At 40.6% G+C, this 26,122-nt stretch carries 16 protein-coding genes and 1 pseudogene; 15 read left to right on the top strand and 2 right to left on the bottom strand.

Features of this window, described 5'->3' with window-relative positions; genetic code table 11:
- Window positions 1–26 precede the first annotated feature (26 nt).
- From ACE1AT_RS24880 to ACE1AT_RS24810, 15 genes and pseudogenes are all read left to right on the top strand, one after another.
- Window positions 27–887 carry an alpha/beta fold hydrolase gene (locus ACE1AT_RS24880; RefSeq protein WP_374873285.1) on the top strand — a complete coding sequence of 287 codons (861 nt, stop codon included), beginning with the start codon at window positions 27–29 and terminating at the stop codon, window positions 885–887.
- Window positions 888–1,558: 671 nt separating this feature from the next.
- Entirely contained in the window at window positions 1,559–1,831 is a 273-nt protein-coding gene (acpP, locus tag ACE1AT_RS24875; RefSeq protein ID WP_374873304.1) for an acyl carrier protein, read from the top strand.
- Window positions 1,832–2,080: 249 nt separating this feature from the next.
- Window positions 2,081–2,542 (top strand): ester cyclase, encoded by a 462-nt coding sequence (locus ACE1AT_RS24870; RefSeq protein ID WP_374873283.1) that lies wholly within the window; start codon window positions 2,081–2,083, stop codon window positions 2,540–2,542.
- Window positions 2,543–2,777: 235 nt separating this feature from the next.
- Window positions 2,778–3,691: pseudogene (locus ACE1AT_RS24865) on the top strand (IS630 family transposase).
- 362 nt (window positions 3,692–4,053) lie between these two features.
- On the top strand, window positions 4,054–4,998 hold the full coding sequence (locus tag ACE1AT_RS24860; protein WP_374873281.1) for a fatty acid desaturase: 945 nt from the start codon (window positions 4,054–4,056) through the stop codon (window positions 4,996–4,998).
- 90 nt (window positions 4,999–5,088) lie between these two features.
- Window positions 5,089–6,357: a cupin-like domain-containing protein gene (locus tag ACE1AT_RS24855; protein WP_374873279.1), complete on the top strand. Its 1,269-nt coding sequence runs from the start codon at window positions 5,089–5,091 to the stop codon at window positions 6,355–6,357.
- 426 nt (window positions 6,358–6,783) lie between these two features.
- Entirely contained in the window at window positions 6,784–7,662 is an 879-nt protein-coding gene (locus ACE1AT_RS24850; protein WP_374873277.1) for a TauD/TfdA dioxygenase family protein, read from the top strand.
- Between the two features lie 180 nt (window positions 7,663–7,842).
- Complete coding sequence (locus tag ACE1AT_RS24845; protein ID WP_374873275.1) at window positions 7,843–14,334, top strand: SDR family NAD(P)-dependent oxidoreductase; 6,492 nt, start codon at window positions 7,843–7,845, stop codon at window positions 14,332–14,334.
- Window positions 14,335–14,562: 228 nt separating this feature from the next.
- Window positions 14,563–16,023 (top strand): polyketide synthase, encoded by a 1,461-nt coding sequence (locus ACE1AT_RS24840; RefSeq protein WP_374873273.1) that lies wholly within the window; start codon window positions 14,563–14,565, stop codon window positions 16,021–16,023.
- Between the two features lie 12 nt (window positions 16,024–16,035).
- On the top strand, window positions 16,036–17,625 hold the full coding sequence (locus tag ACE1AT_RS24835) for a long-chain-fatty-acid--CoA ligase (protein WP_374873271.1): 1,590 nt from the start codon (window positions 16,036–16,038) through the stop codon (window positions 17,623–17,625).
- A 340-nt stretch (window positions 17,626–17,965) separates the two neighbouring features.
- The gene (locus ACE1AT_RS24830; protein WP_374873269.1) at window positions 17,966–18,877 is read left to right on the top strand and encodes a fatty acid desaturase; all 912 of its coding nucleotides are present in this window, start codon (window positions 17,966–17,968) and stop codon (window positions 18,875–18,877) included.
- Window positions 18,878–19,087: 210 nt separating this feature from the next.
- Window positions 19,088–20,344, top strand: coding sequence for a beta-ketoacyl-ACP synthase II (fabF, locus tag ACE1AT_RS24825; protein WP_374873266.1), 1,257 nt, complete (start codon window positions 19,088–19,090; stop codon window positions 20,342–20,344).
- A 212-nt stretch (window positions 20,345–20,556) separates the two neighbouring features.
- Window positions 20,557–21,951 (top strand): HlyD family secretion protein, encoded by a 1,395-nt coding sequence (locus ACE1AT_RS24820; protein WP_374873264.1) that lies wholly within the window; start codon window positions 20,557–20,559, stop codon window positions 21,949–21,951.
- A complete protein-coding gene (locus ACE1AT_RS24815) occupies window positions 21,948–23,954 on the top strand; it encodes an ATP-binding cassette domain-containing protein (RefSeq protein ID WP_374873262.1) in 2,007 nt (668 codons plus the stop codon). The genes ACE1AT_RS24820 and ACE1AT_RS24815 overlap by 4 nt, the downstream gene beginning before the upstream one ends.
- 433 nt (window positions 23,955–24,387) lie before the next feature.
- A complete protein-coding gene (locus tag ACE1AT_RS24810) occupies window positions 24,388–25,494 on the top strand; it encodes an ABC transporter permease (RefSeq protein WP_374873260.1) in 1,107 nt (368 codons plus the stop codon).
- 58 nt (window positions 25,495–25,552) lie between these two features.
- Here the strand turns inward: ACE1AT_RS24810 and ACE1AT_RS24805 are convergent, their stop codons facing one another.
- Both ACE1AT_RS24805 and ACE1AT_RS24800 read right to left on the bottom strand, forming a co-directional pair.
- The gene (locus ACE1AT_RS24805) at window positions 25,553–25,819 is read right to left on the bottom strand and encodes a hypothetical protein (RefSeq protein ID WP_374873258.1); all 267 of its coding nucleotides are present in this window, start codon (window positions 25,817–25,819) and stop codon (window positions 25,553–25,555) included.
- A 114-nt stretch (window positions 25,820–25,933) separates the two neighbouring features.
- The coding region (locus tag ACE1AT_RS24800; protein ID WP_374873256.1) for a transposase at window positions 25,934–26,122 on the bottom strand (189 nt) is incomplete at its 5' end.

Raw genomic sequence — 26,122 nt, 5'->3', positions numbered from 1 at the left:
GTGGTTAAATAAGGAGTAGTAACAATATGAAGAAAGCTACATTTCAATTCCTTTTCAAAAATCTTAACCTCATCGGATATTTTTCACCATCAATCGCTGGGTATATGGTGTTTTATCTGTTTTGTCGTCCGTCGTCTCCTGCTGCTATTGGGCGATCGCAAATTGAAATGATGACATCTGCATATCGCTATCACATCTCCATTAATGGAAAGCAAGTTGCTGTTTACCGCTGGGGTGATGGAACAAATCCGGTGTTGTTGGTGCATGGTTGGGGTTCGCGGGCGGCTAGTTTTACTAAACTGGCAAAAAAGCTACTTGATGCTGAATACAGTCCTATTGCATTTGATGCTCCTGCTCATGGTGAATCGGATGGTAAAACAACAACAATTTTAGAGTATGAGGAAATTTGTAAACAGTTATCACAAGAATATGGTCGGTTTTCAGCAGTGATTGGTCATTCATTCGGTATTTTAGGGCTGTTTAAAGCACTGAAATCATCTGTTTTAGTAGACAAAGTTGTATCAATTAGTGGTGTTTGTGATTTCTCGTTTTTAGAGCAAGAGTTTTCAAGAAAACTTCGGCTCTCTCATCCTGTCCAGGAAAATTTAAAAAAGCGAATTGAAAATTTATTCGCTCCAATTAAGGATATATGGCAAACTTTTTCAGTCAACTATAACGCTGGAAAAATTAGTGTACCAGTGCTGATTGTGTACGATGACGATGATGATGTTGTTCCTCAAGAGCAAACTATGAAAATTTTTAATGCATATAATCATCATTCAGAAATCTATAAAACTCAAAACCTTGGTCATCAACGCATTCTCTTAAGTAAAGATGTAATTCAAAAAATAGTTAACTTCATAATGGAAGAACCAATTAAGGTTTAGGGACAGTCTTGATTATCCGGCTCTACCGTACTTGTTATGCCAAATTAACAGTCTGTAAGAGGGAACTCTTAACAGGGGAAAGAAGCAAGATTAAGAAATAATATTAGTCAATAAGCAGAATTTCCCTTGTATAGAAAGGTTTATGAGATTTTCGACTGTGAATTTAGCATAAAAGGTACTGAAGAACCACTTGTTCTAGATTAATTATTATAATTACAGCCCACTGTATGTTAAATACACTTAAAGGTCGATTTTATAAAAGAGTCTTGAAGAAGAATTCAGAATTCAGGAGTCAGAATCAATCAGTGGAGAATTCAGACCCGCCACTGATTGAAGACTACCAAATTTAAAATTTGGTGGAATCTTAAACCCGCTCATTCATCCGCCAGTCGTACTGAATTCATACTGAATACTGACTTCTGACTAATGTATTTTGTTTAGATAAATAAGGGAAGGGATAAAATGTAACTCAGAAGTATATAAACAGAGGCAAACTTTGTTGTTTAATGGATTTAAAGATAGAGAAATACCAAATTATGGTTTGGGATTTTAAGTCTAGCAGTTATAAAATCCGCCGAATATGGCTAGACAATCACAAAGCACACCGTAATTCAAATGACTTTGAAGCGTACAGAAAAATCGTTGATATTTTAGGCGAGATGGCAGGCATTATGAATGAAATAAAAACATCGATACAAACAGCAAAAACTGAGGAAACTTTTAGTAAAGTAACAGAGATAATAACTAAATATCTTGGTGTAGAAAAAGAAAAAGTGACGCTAGATGCTGATTTTGTGGCCGATTTAGGCGCAGATTCTTTGGATACTCTTGAATTGATTATGGTACTGGAAGAAGCCTTTAAAATTAAAATTCCAGATGAGCTTGCAGAAAAAATTCAAACTGTACAACAAATCGTCGATTATATTGCAGTCAATCAAGCATAGCTTGGGTTGCAGTAGAGTGCATTTTGGTGGATTAACAGGAAAGGCACAAGGCAACTAATCTCTGATTTGGTAGCTGGCAATTATTCTAGGCTTCAAATCCAGACTATATTGCACCCTTCAGCATAGTTGCCTTTTTTACTTGGTGCTAAACGTATTGCAGGAGCGTTTATAGTATTTAAAGCGGTTAGCATTGTCCTAAACTCCTTACAGTTGCGTTGTAACTATTCGCTAGTTGCCAGTGGAATCTGAATGTCTATGGAAGAAAATTTATTACTGCGGGAACCAAGTTCTTTTAAGGGACTCACTACAGGGGAACAAGAAAATCTACGACTTGTTATAGAGTTCCTGTGGGGAAGGATGATAGGAGATATTGACCAAATTCTTTCTGTGATGTCATCTAACATAATCTTTCATGAACAACTTCTGCCGCCGATCAAAGGACATGACGAGCTAAGAATTTCTGCTCAAAAGTTTCAATCTCTGATTGGAAACTTAGATTATAAAATTGACCAATTCGTAGCCAGAGGAAATCAGGTTGCACACTACGGCACAATCTCTGGTATTTTTCGGAGTGAGTATATGGGTTTGCCTGCAACAGGCAAAAGTTTTTCTGTAGCTTATGCAGAGTTCGTCATAATCAAGAATGGGCAAATTGCTTATGTTTGGAATTTGTCCGATGAGAAAGGGCTATTGCAACAGGCAATTTTGTGAACTCCAGGACTTTGGTTGTGTTTTCAATACTATCTTTCTGAGTGCCTGCTCGAATTAAAATTTCAAAGATATTTTGTTGTTCACATTTGCCTTGAGTCTGAATTAGAATAAGTAGTCAGACAAAAATAAACGAGCTATCTAAAGAAAAGTTAAGGTGGTAGCGTTGCGGCGATCGCATAGTCCAACAATAGAAAATCATCAGCGAAGTACGGATATTAATTAGATCTTATAAACGATGTCATCCCCACCATTAAGAGTTTTTCTAAGATGCAGCGAAGACCAAAAACTGCTGGAATTAAAACGAAGTGATAATGTACCACAAATCACAAAAGATAGAGCGGAACTATTGAAACTGTCATTAAGGGGATGGAAAGTCAAAGAATTAGCATCCTACTTCAACTGGACTACTGACTGTCTTTCGTGCCACGATACACAGATGGCAAAAGTATAGTTTTGAAGGACTATGGAATGCACCCCGTCCAGGTCGAACACCAAAGTGGAAACCGGAGGATATCGAATCGGTAGTCGAACAAAGTTTGGCGAAAGAACAGCGAACTTATAACAGCAGACAACTGTGTGAGAAATTATTAGAGACAAGACTGGTAAACCTAAGTACCCGTCAGTTAAGAATAATACTAAAAAAAAGGGATAGTTTGGAAGCGGACTCGGATTTCAAATCGTCAAAAGCAAGATCCAAATTTGAAAGAAATTGGACAAGCAGATTTGGATATGCTGGAACTAGCGGCGGCAACAGGTGAAATTTGCTTGAAGTACTTAGATGAATCAGGTTTTAGTTTGTGGTCAAATGCAAGTTACACATGGTTCTTCCGTGGTCAACAAAAAGCAATGGAACAAACGAAACGAAAAGGTAGACGACTAATTATCTGTGGTTTTTTGGAGCCAGGTCAGAGCTTTAACTATGGATTATCGCTCAAGGGTTTCAAGAGTCATTCATACATTGAATTAATGCATTGGGAAGCGCAGTCAGCCCAACAATGACTTGAAAAAACAGGTCAAATTACTGTCATCATACAAGACCAAGCTCCAATTCATAAAAGTAAAGCCGTCAAAGAACAAATCTCGTACTGGCAAGAATTTGGACTCTATATTTTTCAATTACCAAAGTATTGTTCTCAAGTTTTAGTTTAGTTTTTAAATAGCCAAACACAAAATTGTATATATCGTTTTTCTGCTCGCTATTCTCTTAAATATTTATTTTTTATTATTGAATATTAAGCAATTAATGTTATAGTCAATAAGGTGAGCAATACAAGTTTTTAATTTAGAGTCATTAACTAAAATCACGTCGTTTCCAGTCTGAAACAAACTGGCTCACAGTCTTCCAAATACCATCATGTCAATTTCCAATACAGTTTAATTTTCAGCATGATTTGAGATATTTACAGCTTGTAAAGTCTGATTCTTAGCTTTTTTTACCTTCTAAGGTTAGCTTTGTTTAAATTGTAAGCTTTCAGACTTTTGATGTTAGAAAAGTTGGGAGTAATAGAAGCATGTTAAGTAAAGAAATGATTGATGGAGTCACAGCTTTCTCTGAAAGCACAACAAGAACTATCAGTGACCTCAACAAAGAAACAAAGGAAATTATTCGCAGCTACTACGGAAAGGTGGCTTGGTTTTCTATCTTTTATCAAATTCTTTTGTTTGTAGTTTATTTTGGTTCTATTGCTCTTGTTGTACAAAGGATAATTCCCTTTTGGGTTGGCTTTGTTACTAGTACCATTTGTGCATATTATTCGCTCGGTCCTCTGCATGATGCAATGCATGGAAATATATCCGGGCAAGGGTCTTCTTTTGAGAAAATTCCTCTATTAGATACAATTTTTGGCTGGATATCTAGTATTCCTTTGATTATGCCTTTTTCGTCTTACCGTATGATGCATTTAAAGCATCATGCACATACCAACGATCCTGATGCAGACCCAGATTATTATTTGGCGGCAGAGTCTTGGTGGAAAGCAGCCCGAAATGCTTTCTTGAGAAGACTCATATTAATTACAACCATGATTCGACGTGGCCCAAAAGCGAAAATGCCTCAAACCAAAGGAGTGCGTCAAGCTAAGTTGGTTATGATTTTAATTAATTATGCCTCATTGCTTGTCTTGTTTCTCTCTTTTCTTTATGGGCACTTCATCGAGTTTCTGTTACTTTGGTACGTTCCTAGCAAAATAGCGACATTGTTTGCAGAAATATTGACAGGATACTTACCTCATTTCCCATTTAAATCGACTGAGCAATTTAAGCATTCTAGAATCATCAGATTTTGGGGTTCAGGAGTTTTATTGTTTGGTCATGATCACCATGCACTTCATCATCTCTTTCCTCGTGTGCCTTTCTTTAAATATCGAGAAGTGTTTGAAAAAGTCAGTCCTGATTTACAAAAAGAAGGGCTAATAGTCGATGATTACAAATGGTGGTTTAGTTCTGTCAAAAAGTAGTATCAAGAGTTAGTATCGCCTTAGTTTGAATGGACTAAACCCTACATAGAGAAGCCTTGTAATACTATTGAAAAATTTTGGAGAAACGCAATGGTAGTAATAAATCAAGCAGACGCTAACTGGAATAAAGCGGACACTAACTGGGAAGAATTTCCGTTGCCCACATTACCTTTATCGGCACGACTAAAGTATTGGCTTGGGTTTGCTTATCTGGCAAAGTTTGGTAAGCTAGAGGGTGAAAAAGCAGAATTTCATCAGTTCCAACCTTCTCTAGGAAGAACTCTTTATGAAACAGGAATGAGTTCTTTACTTAAGTTCTGTGAACAAAATTTACCGGAGCAAACTGAAGATATTCCCATTCGGGAAATTTTATCTGAAGATGCGCCAGAGCTTATGCCCACTATTCAAAAAAGGTTACGCCCTGTCTTAATCAAAGGTGGCGCTCGAAACTGGCCTGCGATGAGCGTGTTTAATCTGGAGTTTTTTGAGGAGCGTTATGGCAATATCGAAGTTCCGATTAATGAAGAACCAAATCTTTATTTTGAAGATAACGGTCAGCCAGTTCCAATGAATAACTTCTATAAAATGCGTTATCACACGGTAAAGGAGTTAATTGATTCTATTCGGAAAAATGGCAATTTAAGTGCAAAAGCCATTGAGGATATCATGCACATTGATAATGATGTGCTAGTTAAACAGTATTGTGATATTAATCACATTCAACGACTCTCTGGTTATGAGGCGAAGAAAAATACCTGGTTGCGGAGACGGTATCCTATTGGGAAGGTTATATCACAGCAGCTATTTCTTCAACCTGAACGTTCTCACACTCTCTGGCATACTGAACCAGGAGATAATTATTTTGTACAAATTACAGGTCGAAAGAGGTGGCGGTTTGTCCATCCGTTGTTTACTCCAGGGATGTATCCTGTAGTGAAGGATCACTCGACGTACCATGCATCACGGTTAGATGGTAGAGAGGAGAACGATGTGATTGCAAGACGTGGTTTTCCACTTTATAGGTATGTTCCTAAATTCTATGCCATTGTAGAACCGGGAGATTTGTTATTTATGCCCAATTACTGGTGGCATACGGTTTCCAACCTTCCTGGTTCACACACTCTATCATTAACAATGCGAACAATTTCCAATCTAAATTTGATTTCTCCAACATGGGAGATTTTGAGATATTTAGATAAGACGACATGGAGTATTCGTAAGAAAATGTTGGCACATGGGCGACTATTTGACGAAGATATCAGTGCTTATTTATTTTCCTACGCAGATGATGACAATAACCTGCGGGAGAAGGCTAAACATGTCGCTGAAGTCATTAATTCAAGAGCGTCAAATAAATGAAGAAGAATTCAGGACTCAGAATTCAATAGTTAGAATATATCCGTGAGAATCAATCAGTAGGGGTTTTAAACCCGCCTATTCATCCGCCAGTCTTACAAAATTCCTACTGAATACTGACTCCTGACGAATGTATTCTGTTTAGATAAATGAAATGATGGGGTCGCCAGTAACTGGAATCATAAGACTTAAAAGGATTGGCTAAAACTCCAGGGCGATTGCATCATTTCAATAAGCAAATTGAAGAAGAATACAGGAGTCAGAATAAATCAGTGGGGGATTCAAACCCGCTCATTCATTCGCTAGTCGTACAGAATTCATTCTTCATTCTGAATTATCTTTAGAGAATCAAACGCGAAATCCTGATTTTTTCGTGAAGTTTCAGATTTTTTTGGTCTAAAAATCTTGTGAAATTAATGGCAGAAAACTATGAAAATTCAATTAATAGAAGGTAGAAAAAGTGGGGTTATGGTGTATGATTTTGATGATAAAAAGGTCTCAAGTCAAGACATTGAAGATTTGAAATATTTAATATATCAGCACAAAATTGTTGTTATCAAGAATCAATATTTATCGCCTCACCAGTATTGTGATTTGGGGTATTGTCTTGGGGAGCCAGAAAAATATTATCAACCGATGTATCACCATCCAGAAAGGGAAGAGATTTTTGTTTCTTCCAATGTTTCCGATAATGGTAAACAGGTTGGAGTTCCGAAGACAGGAAAGTTTTGGCATGCCGATTATGCATTTATGCCAAAGCCATTTGCATTTTCAATGGTATATCCTCAAGCTATTCCTAGTAAGGATCGTGGCACTTACTTTATTGATATGTCCAAGGCATTTAAAAATTTGCCTGATGAACTGAAAGCGATCGCTACTCAATCGAGTTGTTATCACAGTGTAAGACGTTTTTTTAAGATTCGTCCTGATGATGTTTATCGTCCAATTTCAGAAATCCTAGATGAGATAGAACAGAAAACTCCGCCTTCAAAGCATCCAACAAGTTTTACTCACCCCATCACAGGTGAAAAAGTCCTCTATGTCACTGAGGGCTTTACCTATCAAATAGATGATTCTCAAGGAAACCTGCTGAATATAAGTATTCTCCACGCGTTGTTGGCGCATTCAGGTCAGTTAGATAAAAGTTTTGAGCATCCATTAATTGAACATCATGAATTTGAGCTAGGAGATGTGCGAATTTGGGATAATCGTTCTTTAGTCCATTGTGCTCACCATGCAGCAAATTCGGAACCAACAATCTCATTTAGATTGACCTTGCACGATAATCATCCATTTTACGAGTCATAGAGCAGTTGTATTAGTTCATACCGTTTCATGAAAAGCTTGATACAAATCATTTGCTTTTAATTCTTTTTCCCTGCACCCGGCTGCTTATTTGTAGCAACCTTAAAGTGAAATGGTATTAAATATTGCACCTATCCACATCAGCATAAGCTTTAATTTAAAGTAGGTTTAAGGAGACTTATTGTGCTAGAAAAAACTCAGTTATTTATTGATAAAAATAATGAAGTAGCTGAAAAAAAGATTGAGCAGTTGGAAAAGACTATAGAAAACTTGCTGTTACAGAAGCATGAACCTATTGCTATTATTGGGGTTGGACTTGATTTTCCTGGTGGTAATTACTCATTTAGTGAATTTGCAGCATTTCTTCAAGATGGCGGAGAGGGTATTTGCTCCATACCTAAGGATCGTTGGAATGTTGATGATCTCTACAGTGACGGCGCCACAGAGAGAGGGAAAATTTGTACGTCTGCGGGTGGATATTTAGAGAATATTAAGCAGTTCGATCCTCGTTTTTTTAATATTTCACCTAAAGAAGCGGCATACATCGATCCCCAGCAAAGATTGGTATTGAAAACGATGTGGAAAGCGTTAGAACATGCCAATATTGATCCGAATTCTTCCAAGTGTCGAAATGGTGGTGTTTATGTTGGAGTGAGTTCTATGGACTACACTCTAGAAGTTAACTCTCTCTCCTATGAAGAATATGAGGCATATATTGGTACTGGAACAGCTCACAGTGCGGTTTCAGGTCGTGTTTCGTTTTTCTTGGGATGGCGCGGCCCTTGCGTTAGTGTTGATACAGCCTGTTCTTCATCTCTAGTTGCATTACATCAGGCTGTTGAAGGGTTGCGCCGTCGTGAATGCAGTATTGCTTTATGTGGCGGGGTAAATGCGATTCATCATCCCCGTAATATGATTGTTTTTTCTCAGGCGAATATGTTAGCCCCAGATGGGCATTGTAAAACATTTGATGATAGAGCAGATGGTTATGGGCGTAGTGAAGGATGTGGGTTTATTGTTCTAAAGCGTTTATCCGATGCCTTACAGGATAAGGACAACATTATCGCGTTGGTTCGTGGTGTTGCTGTACGTCAGGATGGTGAGAGTGGTGGTTTAACAGTGCCTAATGGCATGTCTCAAGCAGAAGTGATGCAAGCAGCAATAGCAAATGCTCTACTAAAACCTGAGCAGATCCAGTATGTTGAAGCTCATGGTACAGGAACGAGCTTGGGAGACCCGATTGAAATGAGTGCAATAAACGAGGTCTTCAAATCATCAGAAGCTACGCGTGATCCTGTGATTGTGGGGTCACTCAAGACGAATATTGGTCATATGGAAGCTGCGGCAGGAATTGGTGGGGTTATTAAACTTGTCCTTCAGCTTTACCACAAAACAATTTTCCCTCATATAAATTTTAAGACACCATCTAAAAAAATTCCTTGGGAACAATACAAAGTCCGTATTCCTACCTCACCGGAAGCGTGGGGTGACACGTCAATTCGGCGAGGATTAGTTAATTCTTTTGGGTTTACTGGCACAATTGCCTCCGCAGTGCTAGAAGCGGCTCCGGCAGTGATTTCTCAGCCAGAAGTTCCTCATATTGTGTCATTGTCTAAAGCAGCGCCTTATATTTTGACTTTATCAGCTAAAACTCAAGCTTCTTTGAGTACTCTGATTAGGTCTTATGTAGACATGTTTGCGTCGGCTCAAGCGATTGATGTGGCTAAATTGTGCTACAGCAGTAATGTTGGGCGGGTTCATCTCCCTTATCGGACGGCGATCGCAGTTGATAGCTCTGGGGCTTTCCAACAGGCTTTGTCTGAGTATCAAAGTACAATCAGAGATACTCAAACAAAACGTTTCAAAGGAGAGAAGATAGCGTTTTTGTTTACGGGGCAAGGCGCTCAATATAGCGGTATGGGTTATGGGTTGTATCAGCAGTTTAAGTGTTTTCGGCAGGCGGTTGACGAATGTGATCACTTATTTTTTGAACATCTCTCCCTCTCGATTCGGGATTTGATGTTTGATAAAACGGAAGCCAGCACACAAAAACTGAACCAAACAAAATTTACCCAACCTGCCTTATTTACATTAGAGTATGCACTGTCTCGACTAATTCATCACTGGGGGATAACACCGTCAATAGTTCTGGGTCATAGTATTGGAGAAATTGTTGCGGCGACTGTTGCTGAGTTATTTTCTTTACCGGATGCAGTCAAGATTGTATCCATGCGCGCCCATTTAATGCAATCTGTTTCAACCCCAGGAGGGATGTTTGCGGTGCGCGACGCCGCAGCTAATGTCTTGCCCTTGCTAGAGGGAATCGAGGATATTGCCCTGGCAGCGATTAATATGCCGACTCAATGTGTGATATCAGGCGCTGAACCTGCCTTAGCTGAGTTTGCTAAACGGTTAGCAGCTAAGACAATTGACTATGTTCGCTTACCTGTATCTCATGCATTTCATTCTCCATTAATGCGAGAAGTGTACGACCAGTTTCAGGCGGTTTTTGAGCAGGTCAAATTTTATCCGCCTCAAATATCGTTAGTCTCTAATCTGACAGGAAAGATAGCCAGTTATGAAGAGTTGAGTAACCCTAATTATTGGGTTCAACAACTTGGTCAACCTGTTTTATTCGTTCAATGTATTCAAACTTTGGAGCAACGAGGCTCTCATTTCTTTTTAGAGATTGGGCCAAAAGCAACCCTAACCAAATTAGCCAAGCGGACAGTTGAAGTCAACCAACACGCTTGGGCGACTTGCTTAGATGCAGATTCTGAAGATGTAGATACTCTTGCCAAAGCATTAGTCAGTCTATATGAAGCAGGATTTAACTTGAATTGGGAAAATTATTACCCCAAACAGTTACGAAAAATTGAATTACCCCAGTATGTGTTTGAAGAAAAAGACTATTGGTTGCCAATCAAACATGGACACATACAGGTGGCGACTCGTGTAGCCCATCCTTTGTTGGGATCTGAGGTTGAAGATACAACTTCAGGAAGATTGTTATTTAACCAAAGCGTGAATGCAAATTCACCACAGTATTTGGCGGATCATGTGGTGATGGAACAAATTGTATTTCCAGCTGCTGCTTACATGGAAATGCTAATTGCTGTACAAGATCGGTTGAATGGTGAATTTTCAGGTGAAATTGCCAATGTCAAAATCACAGAACCGTTGTTTTTGAGTGAAGAATCAGTTCGATTGTCAACACTGGCCGTCCAAAACGATCAGGGTGTGGTGCAGATTACGATTAGCAGCTATATTCCTAGTATTAATGGAGATATCGAGCGTGTACACGTAACAGCGGAGTTATTACCAGCCGATAAGCACACATCATTGATTCAGACGTGTCAGCAGCAGCTACGGAATTTAGCAATAGAATACACATCATTTGAGCGTGATTTGGATGCAGAAAATCTTAGTAAGGATGAAATTTACAACCGTTTTGAGTTTTTAGGGCTACGGTATGGGCCTGAATTTCAGCAGATTGTGAGTCTTCATCGGATGGGAGAAACATCTATTTTAGGGCGTTTACAGCCTGCAAAGAGTTCTATAGTAGAGTATTTGCCTCCCTCAGTTCTTGACTGTGCAATGCAATGTTTAATTGGTTTGGTGAGTAATCAAGATAGCCAAGTCTACTTACCAGTTCGTTTTGAACGGTTTCAATTCCATAAGAAGCCGCGCGGTGAGTTGTGTGTGTTAATGCAAATTCAACCCAATCTCCGCAATGATGTGGATTTGACACTTGATGTATTGGTGCTTGATGGCGGTCACCCAGTATTTACTCTGAGTGGTTTAGGGTTGAAGCAAGTGGCACAAACCAATGCAACGCAGCGCCAGTTTTTCCATAAGCCGACATGGATTAAGTGTTCATTAGTGGGAGCACCAAAAGCAGAGCAGACATCGCACCATATTGCTGTTCTGGGTGAAAGTCAAGCAGCATTCTCCAACTATAGGGATGAATTGAACCGTGCAGCAATCCGGTTATCCTTTGCGGAGAATGTGGAGGCGATATTAGAGGCAACTACCAATGATAACACCATTGATGGAATATGTTACGTTTGGCAGACAATATCTAGTTATCAGGATATTGAAACCTTAAACAATAGCTGCCAAACTAACTATCAAGCGCTACTAACCCTCGTCCAAGGTATCAGTTCCTCCCATTCTGTAAGGCGAGATTTGCGGTTGTGGTTAGTAACTGAAGGGGGGCAATGGTTGCCAGAGGATAAAGCAACAACCTTTAATATAGGTTCAATGGCTGCATCAACCCTCTGGGGATTTGGACATGTTCTCTTAAACGAAGAATCAAAGTTAAAGACAACCCTAATTGATCTGTCTGCTCGTCAACTGAGTACTGCAATCAATTGTAAGGGTTTACTGTCAGAATGGGTGTTATGGGATAACAATTCTAGCGATTACCAAATTGCCTATCGAGAAAATAATCGCTATGTGCGTCGTGTTATTCCAGTTCAATCTCAAGAACACGATGAGAATTTTGAGATACAAATCACCAAATATGGTCTCCTTGAGAATATTAAACCTGTCAAAATTGAGGAGCTTCCGCCACAGAATGATCAAGTCCAAGTAGAAGTGCGTTCAGTGGGCTTGAACTTTAAAGATGTCCTCAATGCCCTGGGGTTATTGAAGCAGTACGCTAGCGAAATGGGGATTGACTATCAACCGTTACCCTTGGGCTTTGAAGCATCTGGTGTCGTAGTTGAACGGGGCGATCGCGCCGAATTCCAAATTGGTGATGAGGTCATACTCAGCTATCTTGGCTGTATGAAAAAGCGAGTCACCGTGCCTTCAGTCGCAGTGGTCAAAAAACCCAAAAACATTGATTTTCACCAAGCATCAACACTGGCTACTCCCTACATTACAGCTTATTATTCTCTTCATAACCTGGCGAAGATCAAGGCAGGCGATCGAGTTTTAATCCATGCCGCAGCCGGAGGAGTTGGTCAAGCTGCTGTTCAATTAGCCCTTGCTGCTGGAGCCGAGATATTTGCTACCGCCAGTCCCCATAAATGGCCCCATCTCAAAGCACAAGGTGTTCAGCATGTCATGAACTCACGAACACTAGAGTTTGCCCAAGAGATAAATCAATTAACAGATTTTCAGGGAGTAGACATTATTCTCAACAGCTTGAATAAGGACTATATTCCTGCCAACCTATCTTGTTTAGCAAATGAAGGTCGTTTTGTAGAGCTAGGTAAAATTGGTATTTGGTCTCACGAGCAAATTCAGCAAGAGCGAGCAGATGTTAAGTATTATAATTTCGATTTAAGTGAGTTCCCGGAAGCAACACTCTATCAACTAAATCGTGAAATCCTGGAACGGACTAGCTTGATGATTGAAGCTGGGCAGATTCAGCCTTTGCCCACCACAACCTACAACCTGACAGAAATTGGTGAAGCCTTTAGTGTACTCAGCCGAGGAGCAAATATTGGAAAATTAGCTCTAAGCCTGACTGAAGAAAAACCAGTTACCCAACAATTTGTGATTGATGACCAGCATTGTTACTTGATTACTGGTGGCTATGGTGCTTTGGGTCGGGTAGTTGTTGACCAGCTAGTGCACAAAGGAGCTCGTCACCTTGTGCTAGTCAGCCGTAACCCATCTGAGTCTTTGATTAAGGAAATGACTAACGCCCTGGGAGCAGAGGTGAAATTATATCCACTGCAAGGTGATATTTCCAATAGAGAAGATGTAGCTCGATTATTTACAGAGTTATCTCATCTTCCTATTCCCTTGAAGGCTATTTTCCATACAGCGGGGGTTTTATCTGATGCACCTATTGCAAAACAGGATATGGAAAGCTTCAATAAGGTACTGGGTGCCAAAGTACAAGGCACATTTTTGCTACACGAGATTAGTCGTTCTCTACCTGAGCCTCCTATCTTTGTTGGGTTTTCATCTATTGCTTCTGTTCTTGGGCCAATTAGTCAAAGTAACTATGCAGCAGCAAATGCCTTTATTGACCACTTAATGATTTGTCGAACTGCCATCGGGTTACCTGGGATAAGCATTAACTGGGGTCCTTGGGGAGAAATTGGGATGGCAGCCCGTCTCGATAAACGAATCATCAAAGGTTTAGAAGATAAAGGAATTAAATTTCTCTCACCCCGCGAAGCACTGCGATCAATGCTGCTGCGAATGGATGAGCAAGACTCACAAATTATGATCTGTGAGTTTGATTGGAATCGATATGTATCCGGGTTAACTGTCCCCAATGCCTTATATGAGCAGTTGGTAGACAATTATGATCAAGCCCATCTGACCTTTTCACTGGAGTCGTTAGCATCCATGCCATTAACAGAACGGCGATTCACCGTTCTTAACTTTTTACGGGCAAAAGTTGCTAAAGTTTTGCACATTGATGATTCTGAGCAAATTGATCTAGATACAAAGTTTGCTGAGTTAGGGTTAGATTCTTTGGTGGCTGTAGAGTTGAAAAACTTCTTAGAAGCAGTTTTTGCAGTTTCATTACCGTCATCGTTAGTGTTTGATTATCCATCATTGTCAATGCTCAGTGACTATCTGATTGTGCGCTTAGGCGGCGATGATAGTGCTGAAGCATCTCCAAGTACTATCGAAACATCCGTCTATGAAATCAGCGATCACGAAATTGATGATGAATTAACAGCAATAACTGAGTCAATTTGATAATTTAAAACGGCTCATGTGTCTGGTGTAAGAGGGAGGGAACAGAGAAAGAATATGTGTTATTTATTCTGTTTAGCTACTTACACAGGGTGGCGATTCTATAGGTAGTTGATAAGCAATTGCTGATACCGTTTCACCAAAAACCCAATACAAACTATTCCCTCTTAATTCTTCCCTCCTCCCTGCCCCCTTTCCTCTTCCTTCCCCCCTGCCAGATTTAAAACACCCATGAAAGAGTATATTGAGTCACTCAAAGGTATGTCGGCAAAGCAGTTAGTGCTAATGCTAGCCCGCAAGCGTCAGGCAGAAACTGCCAGTATTGGTATCCTCGGCATGGGGTGTCGCTTTCCTGGTAGCATTAACTCACCATCCCAGCTTTGGCAAGCCTTACAGGATAGTTGCGTTGTAACTCAAAAGTATATCAATGGCCCGCCTGGCATCGATGGAAAAGTTCGTTGGCACCCTGAGACATTCACTAACTCAAGTTGTCTTTCCTCTGGTGGTTTCTTAGAGGCAATTAATCAGTTTGATGCAAAACGATATGGCATTGAAGAGCAAGAGGCGATCTACATGGATCCCCAACAACGACTGCTGTTGTCTTGTACCTGGCAAGCACTTGAGCAAGCTGGAATTGAGCCATCCTCATTACGAGGGAAGAAAGTAGGAATATTCATCGGTATTAGCACATCAGAATTTTTGTATGCATCGCTCTATCGAGGGATGAGCGAAAAAGAATTATCGCCCTATATGGGTACAGGCACAGCTCTTAGTGCAACATCAGGTCGCATTGCTATGGCATTGGGGAGCGAAGGTCCAACAATCACTGTGGATACTGCTTGTTCATCGGCACTAACCGCTGCTCACTTGGCAGTCCAATCGCTACGTCGGCGAGATTGTGATTTTGCGGTGGTTGGTGCTGTTCACCTGTTGCTATCCCCACTAACCTTCTTTGTATTTCAGAAAGCTGGCATGTTATCGCCTCGTGGAAAAAGTTGTCCATTTGATGCAGATGCTGATGGATATGCTCGTAGCGAGGGCTGTGGTGTTGTCATTTTGCGCCGTGCTCAAGATGCCATTGATGAGGGCTATCCGCTATGGGGGGTCATTCGTGGCACTGCAATTCATCAGAATGGGCAGCGCCATAATTTATCATCGAGTTCAGGGCGGAGTCAAAAAGAAGTTATTACTAGTGTTCTTCAACAATGTGAGTGGGATGCCCACGATGTTCAGTTTGTAGAAGCTCATGGAACAGGGTCAAGAATGGGGGGAGTTATTGAACTCGAAACCCTTGCTGATGCCTACCAACGTAATCAACCAAATGCACCACCATTGTATGTTAGTTCTGTCAAGGCCAATCTTGGGCATATGGAAACAGCATCGGGCATGGCTAGCCTGATAAAGACACTCTATGCCTTGCGTTATGGCCTGATTCCGCCCCAGGTTAATTTTTCCAACCCCGATCCTAAAATTGCTTGGGATCAGATGTCGATTCGTGTTGCTGATCGCCTAACACTGTGGACACCTTGTGATAAACGCAGGGCTGGAATTAGCGCATTTGGATTTACGGGAACAAATGCCCATATAACTTTGGAGGCAGTGGATACTTCAATACAATTTATTGAAAAAAAACATGTTCAACAAACGTATGAATCTGTTGAAAGCTTTTGGCCAATTGACAATTTCTGGTAGCAAATGGTTTAGATGATGACTTATTATCCTCAGTTGCAAACAATAGCTGAAACAATTGTATTTCATGCTCAACATCAAGCCAATACAGTTGCTTTGATTCATGAATCGGATTCAATAACTTATAGTGATTTGAATCGTAGTAGTAATCGGACGGCATATGGGATTAAAATCTTTGGGTTACAACCAGGTGCTCGCGTTGCCTATTTAGGTAAAGAATCCGTAGCATACTATGATGTTCTGTTTGGTTGTGCTAAAAGTCTTACGGTTCTGGTTCCAATTAACTGGCGACTGACAGCAGAAGAAGTTGAACACATTCTCAAAGATTCTGGAACACAGCTTATCTTTGTGGATTTAGATTTAAAGTCAATGATTACACAGTTACGTGATAGTTTACCGGAACTCCTTCATGTGATTGTAGTGGATGGGAGTGTTGATGAAAAGATTGAGTCAGCTATTGGGTTTAAGGAATGGCAACAGGAATTTCCTGACGATGATCATCAACTTCAGGGAAAAAGTGAAGATGCGATCGTCCAGTTGTACACCAGCGGTACTACTGGTTTACCTAAAGGTGTTGTGCTAGCACACCGTAGTTTTTTCAAGATTAGAGAGTCTTTAGCCAAAACTCAATTAGATTGGATTGATTGGCAACCAGGCGACATTAGCTTGATTGGTATTCCAGGGTTCCATATAGGTGGCTTGTGGTGGGCAATGCAAGGATTTGCTGCGGGGATTACCAATGTTGCCATGAAGGTGTTTGTTCCCCATGATGCGGTTAAGCTAATCGAAGAGTTGCGGGTCACCATTGCCTGTGTAGTGCCCGCGATGATCCAAATGATGTTAAGCGATCGCAAGTTAACCGAAACCAATTTCACGAGCTTAAGAAAGCTAGTATATGGAGGGTCTCCCATCAGTGAGACCTTGCTGGAGCAAGGGTTACAGATAATGCAATGTAGCTTTGCCCAGATTTATGGATTAACTGAGACAGGGAATACAGCAATCTGCCTTCCCCCTCAGGCGCATATTCCTGGTAGTCCACGAATGAAGGCCGCCGGATTACCCTATCCAGGGGTGAGCTTAAAAGTGATTGATCGAGATGGAGAATTGTTACCAGTGGGTGAGATTGGCGAGGTTTGTATTCGCACCCCAGCTTGTATGATTGAATATTGGAAAAATCCTCAAGCGACAAAAACCACTCTGATTGATGGTTGGATTCATACTGGGGACGTGGGCTATCTTGACACGGAAAATTATTTATATATCTTTGACCGGATCAAGGATGTGATTATTGTCGCTGGTGAAAATGTTTATCCCACTGAAGTAGAGAATGCCTTAAGCAAACATAGTGCTGTCTTTGATGTAGCTGTCATTGGCATTCCTGATAAGCGTTGGGGTGAGAGTATAAAAGCATTTGTCGTGCTTAGAGATGAGCAACACGTAAGCGCCAGAGAACTTCTATTATTTCTTAAAGGGAAAATAGCAGATTATAAAACTCCCAGTCAATTTGACTTTATTAATAACATTCCTCGTAATCCGAGCGGAAAGATTTTACGCCGTAAGTTGCGAGATCAATATTGGATGCATATGGATAGAAAAGTCAATTAAGGTTTAGGGATGTCGGCTCTACCGTACTTTGTGTAAGAGGGAACTCTTAACAGGGGAAAGAAGCAATATTAAGAAATGATGTTAGTCATTGAAGAAGAATACAGTAGTCATAATTCAGAAATCAGGAGTCAGAACTGCTACTGATTGAAGACCACCAAATTTTAAGTTTGCTGGGGCTCTTAAACCAGCTTATTCATCCGCTAGTCGTACATAATTCCTACTTAATTGTGACTCCTGGCTCCTGAATTCTGTTTAGATAACTACCAACATTTCTGAACTCTGTTTCTTGTAAAAATTAGTTCGTTAAAGTATACCATAACAACTATGGAGGTTGACAATCATGACAATAACAACAAATGATTCTTCATTTGAATCATCTAATCGAAATATTGAAACTAAGCTTTCACTTAGTTCGACTACTACTCAATCTTTTGTTGATGACGAAATCCAAGAAAACTTTCGACGTTCATCACTAGAGATTATTATTTTCAATATTTTAATACCGCTTTTCGCCTTGGCGTCTATTGGTGTTTGTTTATTGCCTCAGTATGGAATACTTCCCGGCTGGATAGTATTTGGGATTAACTTTGTCTTGGCTACTCAAATTGCAATTCTGACGCATGAACTTATTCATGAGCCAAATTCTAAAACAAACTGGAACTATCTACTTCGTCTTAACCTACACCTTTACTCACCGTTTACATTTGGGTTTGCAGAATATAAAAAATTACATTGTCTGCACCATGCCCATGCTAATGATCCAGAACAAGATCCCGATTACTTTTTTATCCAAGGAGGACGATTAAGAGCCTTTATTTGTCTCGCTTTTGCTCCTGAATATTTATTTTTCTATGCATTGAGAAAAGGCAAGACTCAGCCAGGATTCTATATCCTTCAATCTATTAGAATCGCTGTGTTTTTAGCTTACATCTATTTCATTGGGCTGCAAAATATATTCTTTCTGTTCTTTATTCCATCAAAGCTTTCCTGGGGTATAGGGTTTCTCTTGTTCTCTTATGAATCACACATTAGTTCTAAAGGCGATCGTGATGGTAATTACAATTTGGAACCCCATTCTGGAGTACTACGTAATTTTCTAAAGTTGCTTGTTGGTCCTTACGCATATTATGTAGCCTTCAGTCACGCTAGCCATCATATGTATCCGCAGATTTCTGGCAGGAAAATTGGTCAGTTATTAGAACACCTTAAGGAAAGAGGAATCAGTTTACCTGCCCGTCAAGTATTGGAATAGCAAAGAGCCAAAAATTTACAGCAAATTGCATTTGAGTCAGAATACATCTGTCAGGAGTTAGAGTTCAGTAGTAATTTTGTATGACTAGCGGATGAATAAGCTGGTTTAAGACCCCTAGCAAATTTAAAATTTGGTAGTCTTCAATTAGTGGCGGTTCTAATTCCTGACTCCTGAATTCTCTTTAGATAATTACGTTAACTTTTTTTCGTTATGACTCAGTATTTAGAATTAAAAAGAGTGGTCGTTACAGGTTTGGGTACAATTAACAGTATTGGCAGTACAATAAATGAGTTCTGGCAAAACTTAATTCAAGGTTGTAGTGGCGTGGATAAGATTACCCACTTTGATGCTTCAAATCATTTATGTAAAATAGCAGCTGAAGTTAAAAATTTTGAGCCTTTAGATTATTTTGATCAAAAAGCAATCAAGCGCATGGATCGCTTTGTTCAATTTGCAATTTATTCTAGCCAACAGGCAATTTTAGATGCTAACTTTACGATTAATGAATTAAATGCAGAACACGTTGGGGTGATAATTGGATCGGCGATGGGTGGAATCAAAACTACTCAAGAGCAACAAAACATTTATATGAGTAAGGGTTCTCAATTCTGTAGTCCTTTTACCATCCCCATGATAATTACCAATATGGCATCAGGGTTAACCGCAATTCAGGTAGGAGCAAAAGGCCCAAATTCATGCCCAGCAACATCTTGTACAGCGGCATCACATGCTATTGGTGATGCATTTCGACTAGTTCAACGGGGTGACGCGCAAGCAATGTTGTGTGGTGGCGCTGAGGCAGCAATAACAGAATTAGGAATTGCTGGTTTTGCATCTGCAAAAGCTCTTTCAACACGCAATGATCAGCCAAAGTTCGCTTCTCGTCCTTTTGATGCTGAACGTAATGGTTTTGTTATGGGCGAGGGTGCAGGCATACTTCTTTTGGAAGAATTAGAACACGCGAAAAGCCGTAGAGCCAAAATCTACGCTGAGATTGTTGGTTATGGTATGACCTGTGATGCTTATCACATAACTTCCCCCATTCCAGGGGGTCTGCAAGCAGCTAGGGCTATGACACTAGCTTTAAAAGATGCATCCCTCACTCCAAAACAGGTTAGTTATATAAATGCTCATGGAACCAGTACTAAAGCCAATGATTCTACAGAGACTGCGGCCATCAAAACTGCTTTAAAAGATCATGCTTATCAAGTGGCGGTAAGTTCTACTAAATCAATGACTGGGCATTTGTTAGGAGCATCTGGCGGCATTGAGGCGATCGCATCTATTTTATCGATAGCAAACAATCAAATTCATCCAACAATTAACCTTAATAATCCTGATCCAGAGTGCGATCTTGACTACGTTCCACACCAAGGTCGTTCACGTGAAGTAAATGTAGCTCTGTCAAATTCATATGCATTTGGAGGTCATAATGTGACGTTAGTTTTTAAAAAGTATCTTTCTTGAAGAAGAATTCAGAATCACTCAGTGGCGATTTAGACCCGCCACTGATTGAAGACGACTAAATTTTAAATTTGGTGGGGTGCAAAAACGCCGCCTATTCATCCGCCAGTCCTACAGAATTCATACTGACTCCTGATTCCTCATTTGATAATTTCATGCAGTCACAAATTGAGTAGATAAAAGCTTCACCAACTAAGAGCAGTAGTAGAACCATAATGAATAAAACTTTTACTCCAAAGTCCACAGAAAGTTTTGCTCCTACTCCAACCCAACCTCCTCAGCAGAAACATCGCAACAAATCCATTCCGTTGGTGTTAGTAACTTTACTGCTAACAGTAGGAGGTATTAGCTATTTAATAGTGCGAAATTATCCGCAAGCGATGCAAGAAAATACGCTTAAGGTAAGTGGACGGATTGAGGGCTATGAAACCCAAATTGGAGTGAAGCGTTCAGGCCGCGTAGAATCAATTGTTGTTAGGGAAGGGGAAGCAGTTAAGAAGGGGCAAAGGTTAATCAAACTGGATAATAGTAACGATCAACTGTTGCAAGAACAACTACGTTCAGCTGTTGCACGACAGGTATCTGCCCAATCTGATCAACAACAGACAATTTCAGATGTTGAGGAAGCACAAGGGGAAATTGAGCAAGTTCAAAGCCAAATTGAGGAAGCAAAATTAAATCAGCAGCAGTCACAGGGCGATTCAATAGGTAGAATTGCCCAAGCAAAGTCTACTGTAGCCGTATCAATGGCGCAACTGGTACAGGCACGGGCTCAGGTAAAGCAGGCAGGGGCAGAACTGAAGCTAGCAAAAATAAATCGCGATCGCTACGCTAAATTAGTCAAAGATGGAGCCATCAATCAACAACAATTCGACCAAGCACAAACTACCTTTGACATAGCAGTAGCGACTCAAGAAGCACGAGTGGCGGCAGTAAATGCTGCAAACCAGCAGTTAAGTGCATCTCTTGGCGAACTGACTCAAGTCAAAACCACCAGTTTCAACCCCAGCATTCGCTATGCTCAATTAGAAGGCTTGTATAAAAAACGAAAGCAGAGTTATGCCCGTCTAAAATCGGCTCAGGCGAAAATAAAATCGGCTCAGGCGAAGGTCAACGATGCTTTAGGATCAAAGCAGCAAATCGATATCCAGATTGAAGACTCGAAAAAAGACTTGAATGTTGTGAGTCCTCTAGATGGAGTAGTGACTGCTCGCAATGTGGAACCGGGTGCGATAGTGAGCAGTCAAACTAATATTCTGACGGTGGCTGATCCCAATACAATTTATCTAAGGGGTTTTATTCCTGAAGGAGATATTGGTAAAGTACGCTTAGGGCAAACAGCTAAAATCTTTCTGGATTCTGCTCCCGAAAATCCCCTCAAAGGCAAGGTAGTCGCCACCGATCCGCAAGCTTCCTTTACCCCAGAGAATATTTACTTCCAGAAAGATCGAGTCAAGCAAGTGGTCGGGATTCGCATTCGCGTTGAAAATCCTGCTAGCTGCTTTAATCCTGATAAACCCTACGATGCTCATGGAAATTTGCCTTGTGCCAAAATTGGGATGCCTGGAGATGCAGAAATCTTGTTGCAGGGTGGAGGGGCTAGTCAATGAACTACCAAGGAACAATTCCTACGCCAAAGCAGCCCTTAACCTCTAGTTCTTCAACTGAAGTTGCTATCCAAGTTTCCGGTTTGCACAAACACTATAGTGGTTTAGCCGCTGTGCGAGGAATCGACTTCACAGTGTGCAAGGGTGAGATGTTTGGGTTGATTGGCCCGGATGGTGCAGGTAAAACAACCACCTTTCATATCCTAGGTGGTGTCATGGAAGCAACGGCAGGGGATGTCAGGGTATTTGGTCACCCGGCACGAGATGCTCGCTTGATGACGGGATATTTAACACAACAGTTTTCTTTGTACTTGGATCTCAGCATTGATGAGAATTTACGCTATGCGGCGGGATTGCGGCAAATACAGAATAACTTGCTAATTCAACGTCGCAATAAATACTTAAAATTGATGAACCTAGAGCAGTTTAGCGATCGTTTAGCTGGGCAACTCTCCGGCGGGATGAAACAAAAACTAGCACTGTGCTGTTCCTTGGTTTCTCAACCCAAAGTTCTATTATTGGACGAACCTACCACAGGCGTTGACCCAGTTTCACGGCGGGAATTCTGGGATATACTAGCCCAACTGTCAGCAGACGGTATGACTATCGTCGTTGCCACACCCTACTTGGATGAAGCCGAACGTTGCCATCGTGTAGCATTAATGTACGACGGACAAATTCAAGAAATTGATACTCCAGATTCCTTACGCGCCAGATTAGGTTTACATCGCCTCGAAGTCCGCACGTCAAACCTAGAAATGACTGAGAAAGTCCTATCACAGACTGCACAGACGAATATTGTAGATGTGCAGACATTTGGTGATCGCTTAGATGTCCTGGTTAAAGATATTGCAGTAGGTGAAACCCAAGTCTGCCAACTGCTGCAACAGCATCAGCTACCATCACCTAGTCTAGAACGTCGAGAACTTACCCTAGAAAATCTCTTTGTCACTCGTCTACGACAGCAGGGTTTGACATCGCAATTTCTGCCGTTTCCGCGTTATCGGGGAGCAGGGGAGGCAGTGCCGGGTTCCCCGCGTTGTAGCAACTGCCGTGGAGAAACTTCTTCCTCTTCTCCCTCAAACTTTGCTATCTACGCCCAGAATCTCAGCCGAGTCTTTGGCAAATTCACAGCAGTCAAAAACGTCAACATCAGGGTAAGATATGGGGAAATTTTCGGGCTTTTAGGTGCTAATGGAGCTGGGAAAACCACTACAATCAAAATGCTGTGTGGATTACTAAGACCGAGTAGTGGTGAAATTTCCCTTGGTGGCGAAACAGGAAATTTGCGTAGCAATGACTTACGGCGGCGTATCGGCTACATGAGCCAGAAATTTACTCTTTATAATGATCTAACAATTCTAGAAAACTTGGAATTTTATAGTGGTGTTTACGGCATACCCCGCAAACTGCGCCGTGAAAAGATTGATTGGGTGATTGCTACCTGTGGGCTATTAGGACAAGAACATGTACTCACTAAGCAACTTCCTACAGGTTGGAAGCAACGGGTTGCTTTTGGTGCTTCAGTGATGCATGAACCAGATATTTTGTTTCTTGATGAACCAACATCAGGAGTAGATCCGCTTGCTCGTCGCCAGTTCTGGAAGTTAATTAATGACTTCGCTCGTAATGGCACAGCTATATTAGTCTCAACCCATTACTTGGAAGAATCCGAACAGTGTAATCGTATGAGCTTTATGGTAGCAGGAGAAACCGTCGCCGAAGGCTCACCCAGTTCTATCAAAGCTTCCCAATCAGGACAACTGATAGAAATAGTTGTTAACCAAAACCAAGCAGCCTCCAACCTGCTCAAACAATACTTTCAACCTTGGCGTATCTCCATCTTTGCTAATAGCCTACACATTGTTCTTGACAACCCTGATCAAGAAATCCCTCTACTACTTGAGATTCTAGAGTCCGCCCACCTCACTATTTACTCTCTGCATCCCATTCCTTTCTCTTTAGAAGATGCTTTCATCGGAATAGTGCAACGAGCGCAAAACTAATAGGCTCTACTGTACTTGTTATGCCAAATTAACAGTGTGTAAGAGGGAACAGGGGAAAGAAGCAAGATTAACAATACTTTTCGGATAAGCACCTACAAACCTTCAAGCCTAACGCTAAAAACTGGAAAACTTGCGAGTAAAAGTCACTTTAAAACCCTTAACCAAAAAGTACTGGCAAGATTAAGAAATAATGTTAGTCAATAAGCATAATTTCCCTTGTATAGAAAGGTTTATGAGATTTTTGACTATGAATCTAGCATAAAAGGTACTGAAGAACCAACTAATACAATCTAGAGGACAAACAATAACCAAAGAAAAGGATGTTTTAAAAAGTAAGAATACATCCGCCAGACGAAGATTTGATAAATGAATCAGTAGCTAAACAGAATTAATTACACATATTCTTTCTCTGTTCCCTGTTCCCTATCTACTTATGAAACGGATTCTTTCTCAGTGTACTAAAGAATTAGTACGGTTTCGCAGACATAGTCTGACATTGACATTAGCGTTTCTATTACCACTTGTAACTCTGTTAATTTATGGGTTTGCCATCCGATTAGAAAGTAAGAATATTCCATTGATTGTGCAAAACTTTGACCACACAAGCCTTAGCAGAACATATACTGAGCAGTTGTATGCCACTAATCAATTTGTGCCCACTCATTGGACAGGAGGCGATCCAGTGCGGGATGCTATTGACGGTGGCATTGCTAAGGCTGTGGTGATTATCCCAACTGAATTTGGTAGAAATATTAAAAATGGTATAAATACTAAAGTACAAGTGCTTATTGATGCCACAGATGTTAATAATGCTCGTGTCGTTAGGAACAGCATCCAAGCTGTGACAAATTTCTTTATGCAGACACAAGGGCTTTTGCCATCTACTAGCAATATTACACCTCATATTCGCTTGTGGTTTAATCCTGGTCGGTTAGAGTCCCTGTTCATCGTGCCAGGAGTATATGGTGTGGTGTTATGGATTTACCCGTCCTTATTGGCAGCGATCGCAATGGTGCAAGAAAAGGAGAAAGATACTATTGTGCAAGTCTATGCTTCCAGTATCAGCGCTACCGAGCTGTTACTTGGCAAAGGACTAGCTTACCTGCTGATTGCCATTAGTGAGGCATTTGTGGTCATGGGGTTGGGATCTCTGATTTTCCAAGTTAGATTGGTAGGCGATCTTAGTATCTTATTGCTTGGTACTCTGTTGTTTCTTATAGATAGTGTTTTGTTTGGGTTGCTGTTAGGGGTACGAAGCGAGACCGAGAATGCAGCTGTACAAGGAGTTTCTCTTCTTGGTTTTATTACATCCCTATTGCTGTCTGGTTTTATTTATCCACTTAATAATATACCTTTTCCTCTTTCCCTAATATCTAATGTGTTACCCATCCGCTACTATATTGACATTACCCGTGACGCATTCGTAAGAGGTATAGGGTGGGCAGGGGTTTGGTTTGATTTGATTATGCTGATAGTGTTGGGACTGATGTTATTCAATACATCGCGTAGGATTTTAAGGCGAATGCAATTGCCTAATTGAAGAATAAATCGGTGTTTTTTCATCAATGATTTAGGGTTGCTCAATATCTTCGCCAAATTTATGACCCACTAGAGCAAGTGGTAGCAGGGTGAATGCGCCCTAAATTGGTAACTGTGTGGAAAATATTCGCGAGTAAAATAGGGTCTGGTTTTTGGGGAAGTAATTTTATTGTTTCCTCAACATACCTATAACCCCGAAATAGCGCCTTGAGGTCTGTGATACTGAAATCAGGGTTAAATTGACGAAAGTGAGAAAGTAAAACCTTAGCTAATTTTTTGAGTAAATCCAGAATTTGATGCTGAATACGTAGAAGTTCCGAATTCAAAGTTGCTTCTTTTTTGTCTTTATTTTTACTTCCTTTTGGTCGTCCACGCTTTTTTTGTAAATCTTCTGTATTTGCTTCCTCTTGAGTTTTTTGTGTCTCTTGTTTGAAATTTTTCTACTTCTGTTCTTTTTGTTTTATCACCTGCTCAATACCCATTGGATATGCTTTTCTTTGCTCAACACTGACCAGAGATAATGCGAAAAATGATAATCCGAGTATCGGCTTATCGTATAAAGAAGAAAAAAATCGCTCAATCCCATAACTTTTCTTCCCTGACTTGCTTACTACTACTTCATCTCCTGC

This window comes from Pelatocladus sp. BLCC-F211 (genome assembly GCF_041928655.1).
Taxonomy (GTDB): Bacteria; Cyanobacteriota; Cyanobacteriia; order Cyanobacteriales; family Nostocaceae; genus Pelatocladus.
This window is presented reverse-complemented; position numbering and strand designations above follow the sequence as displayed.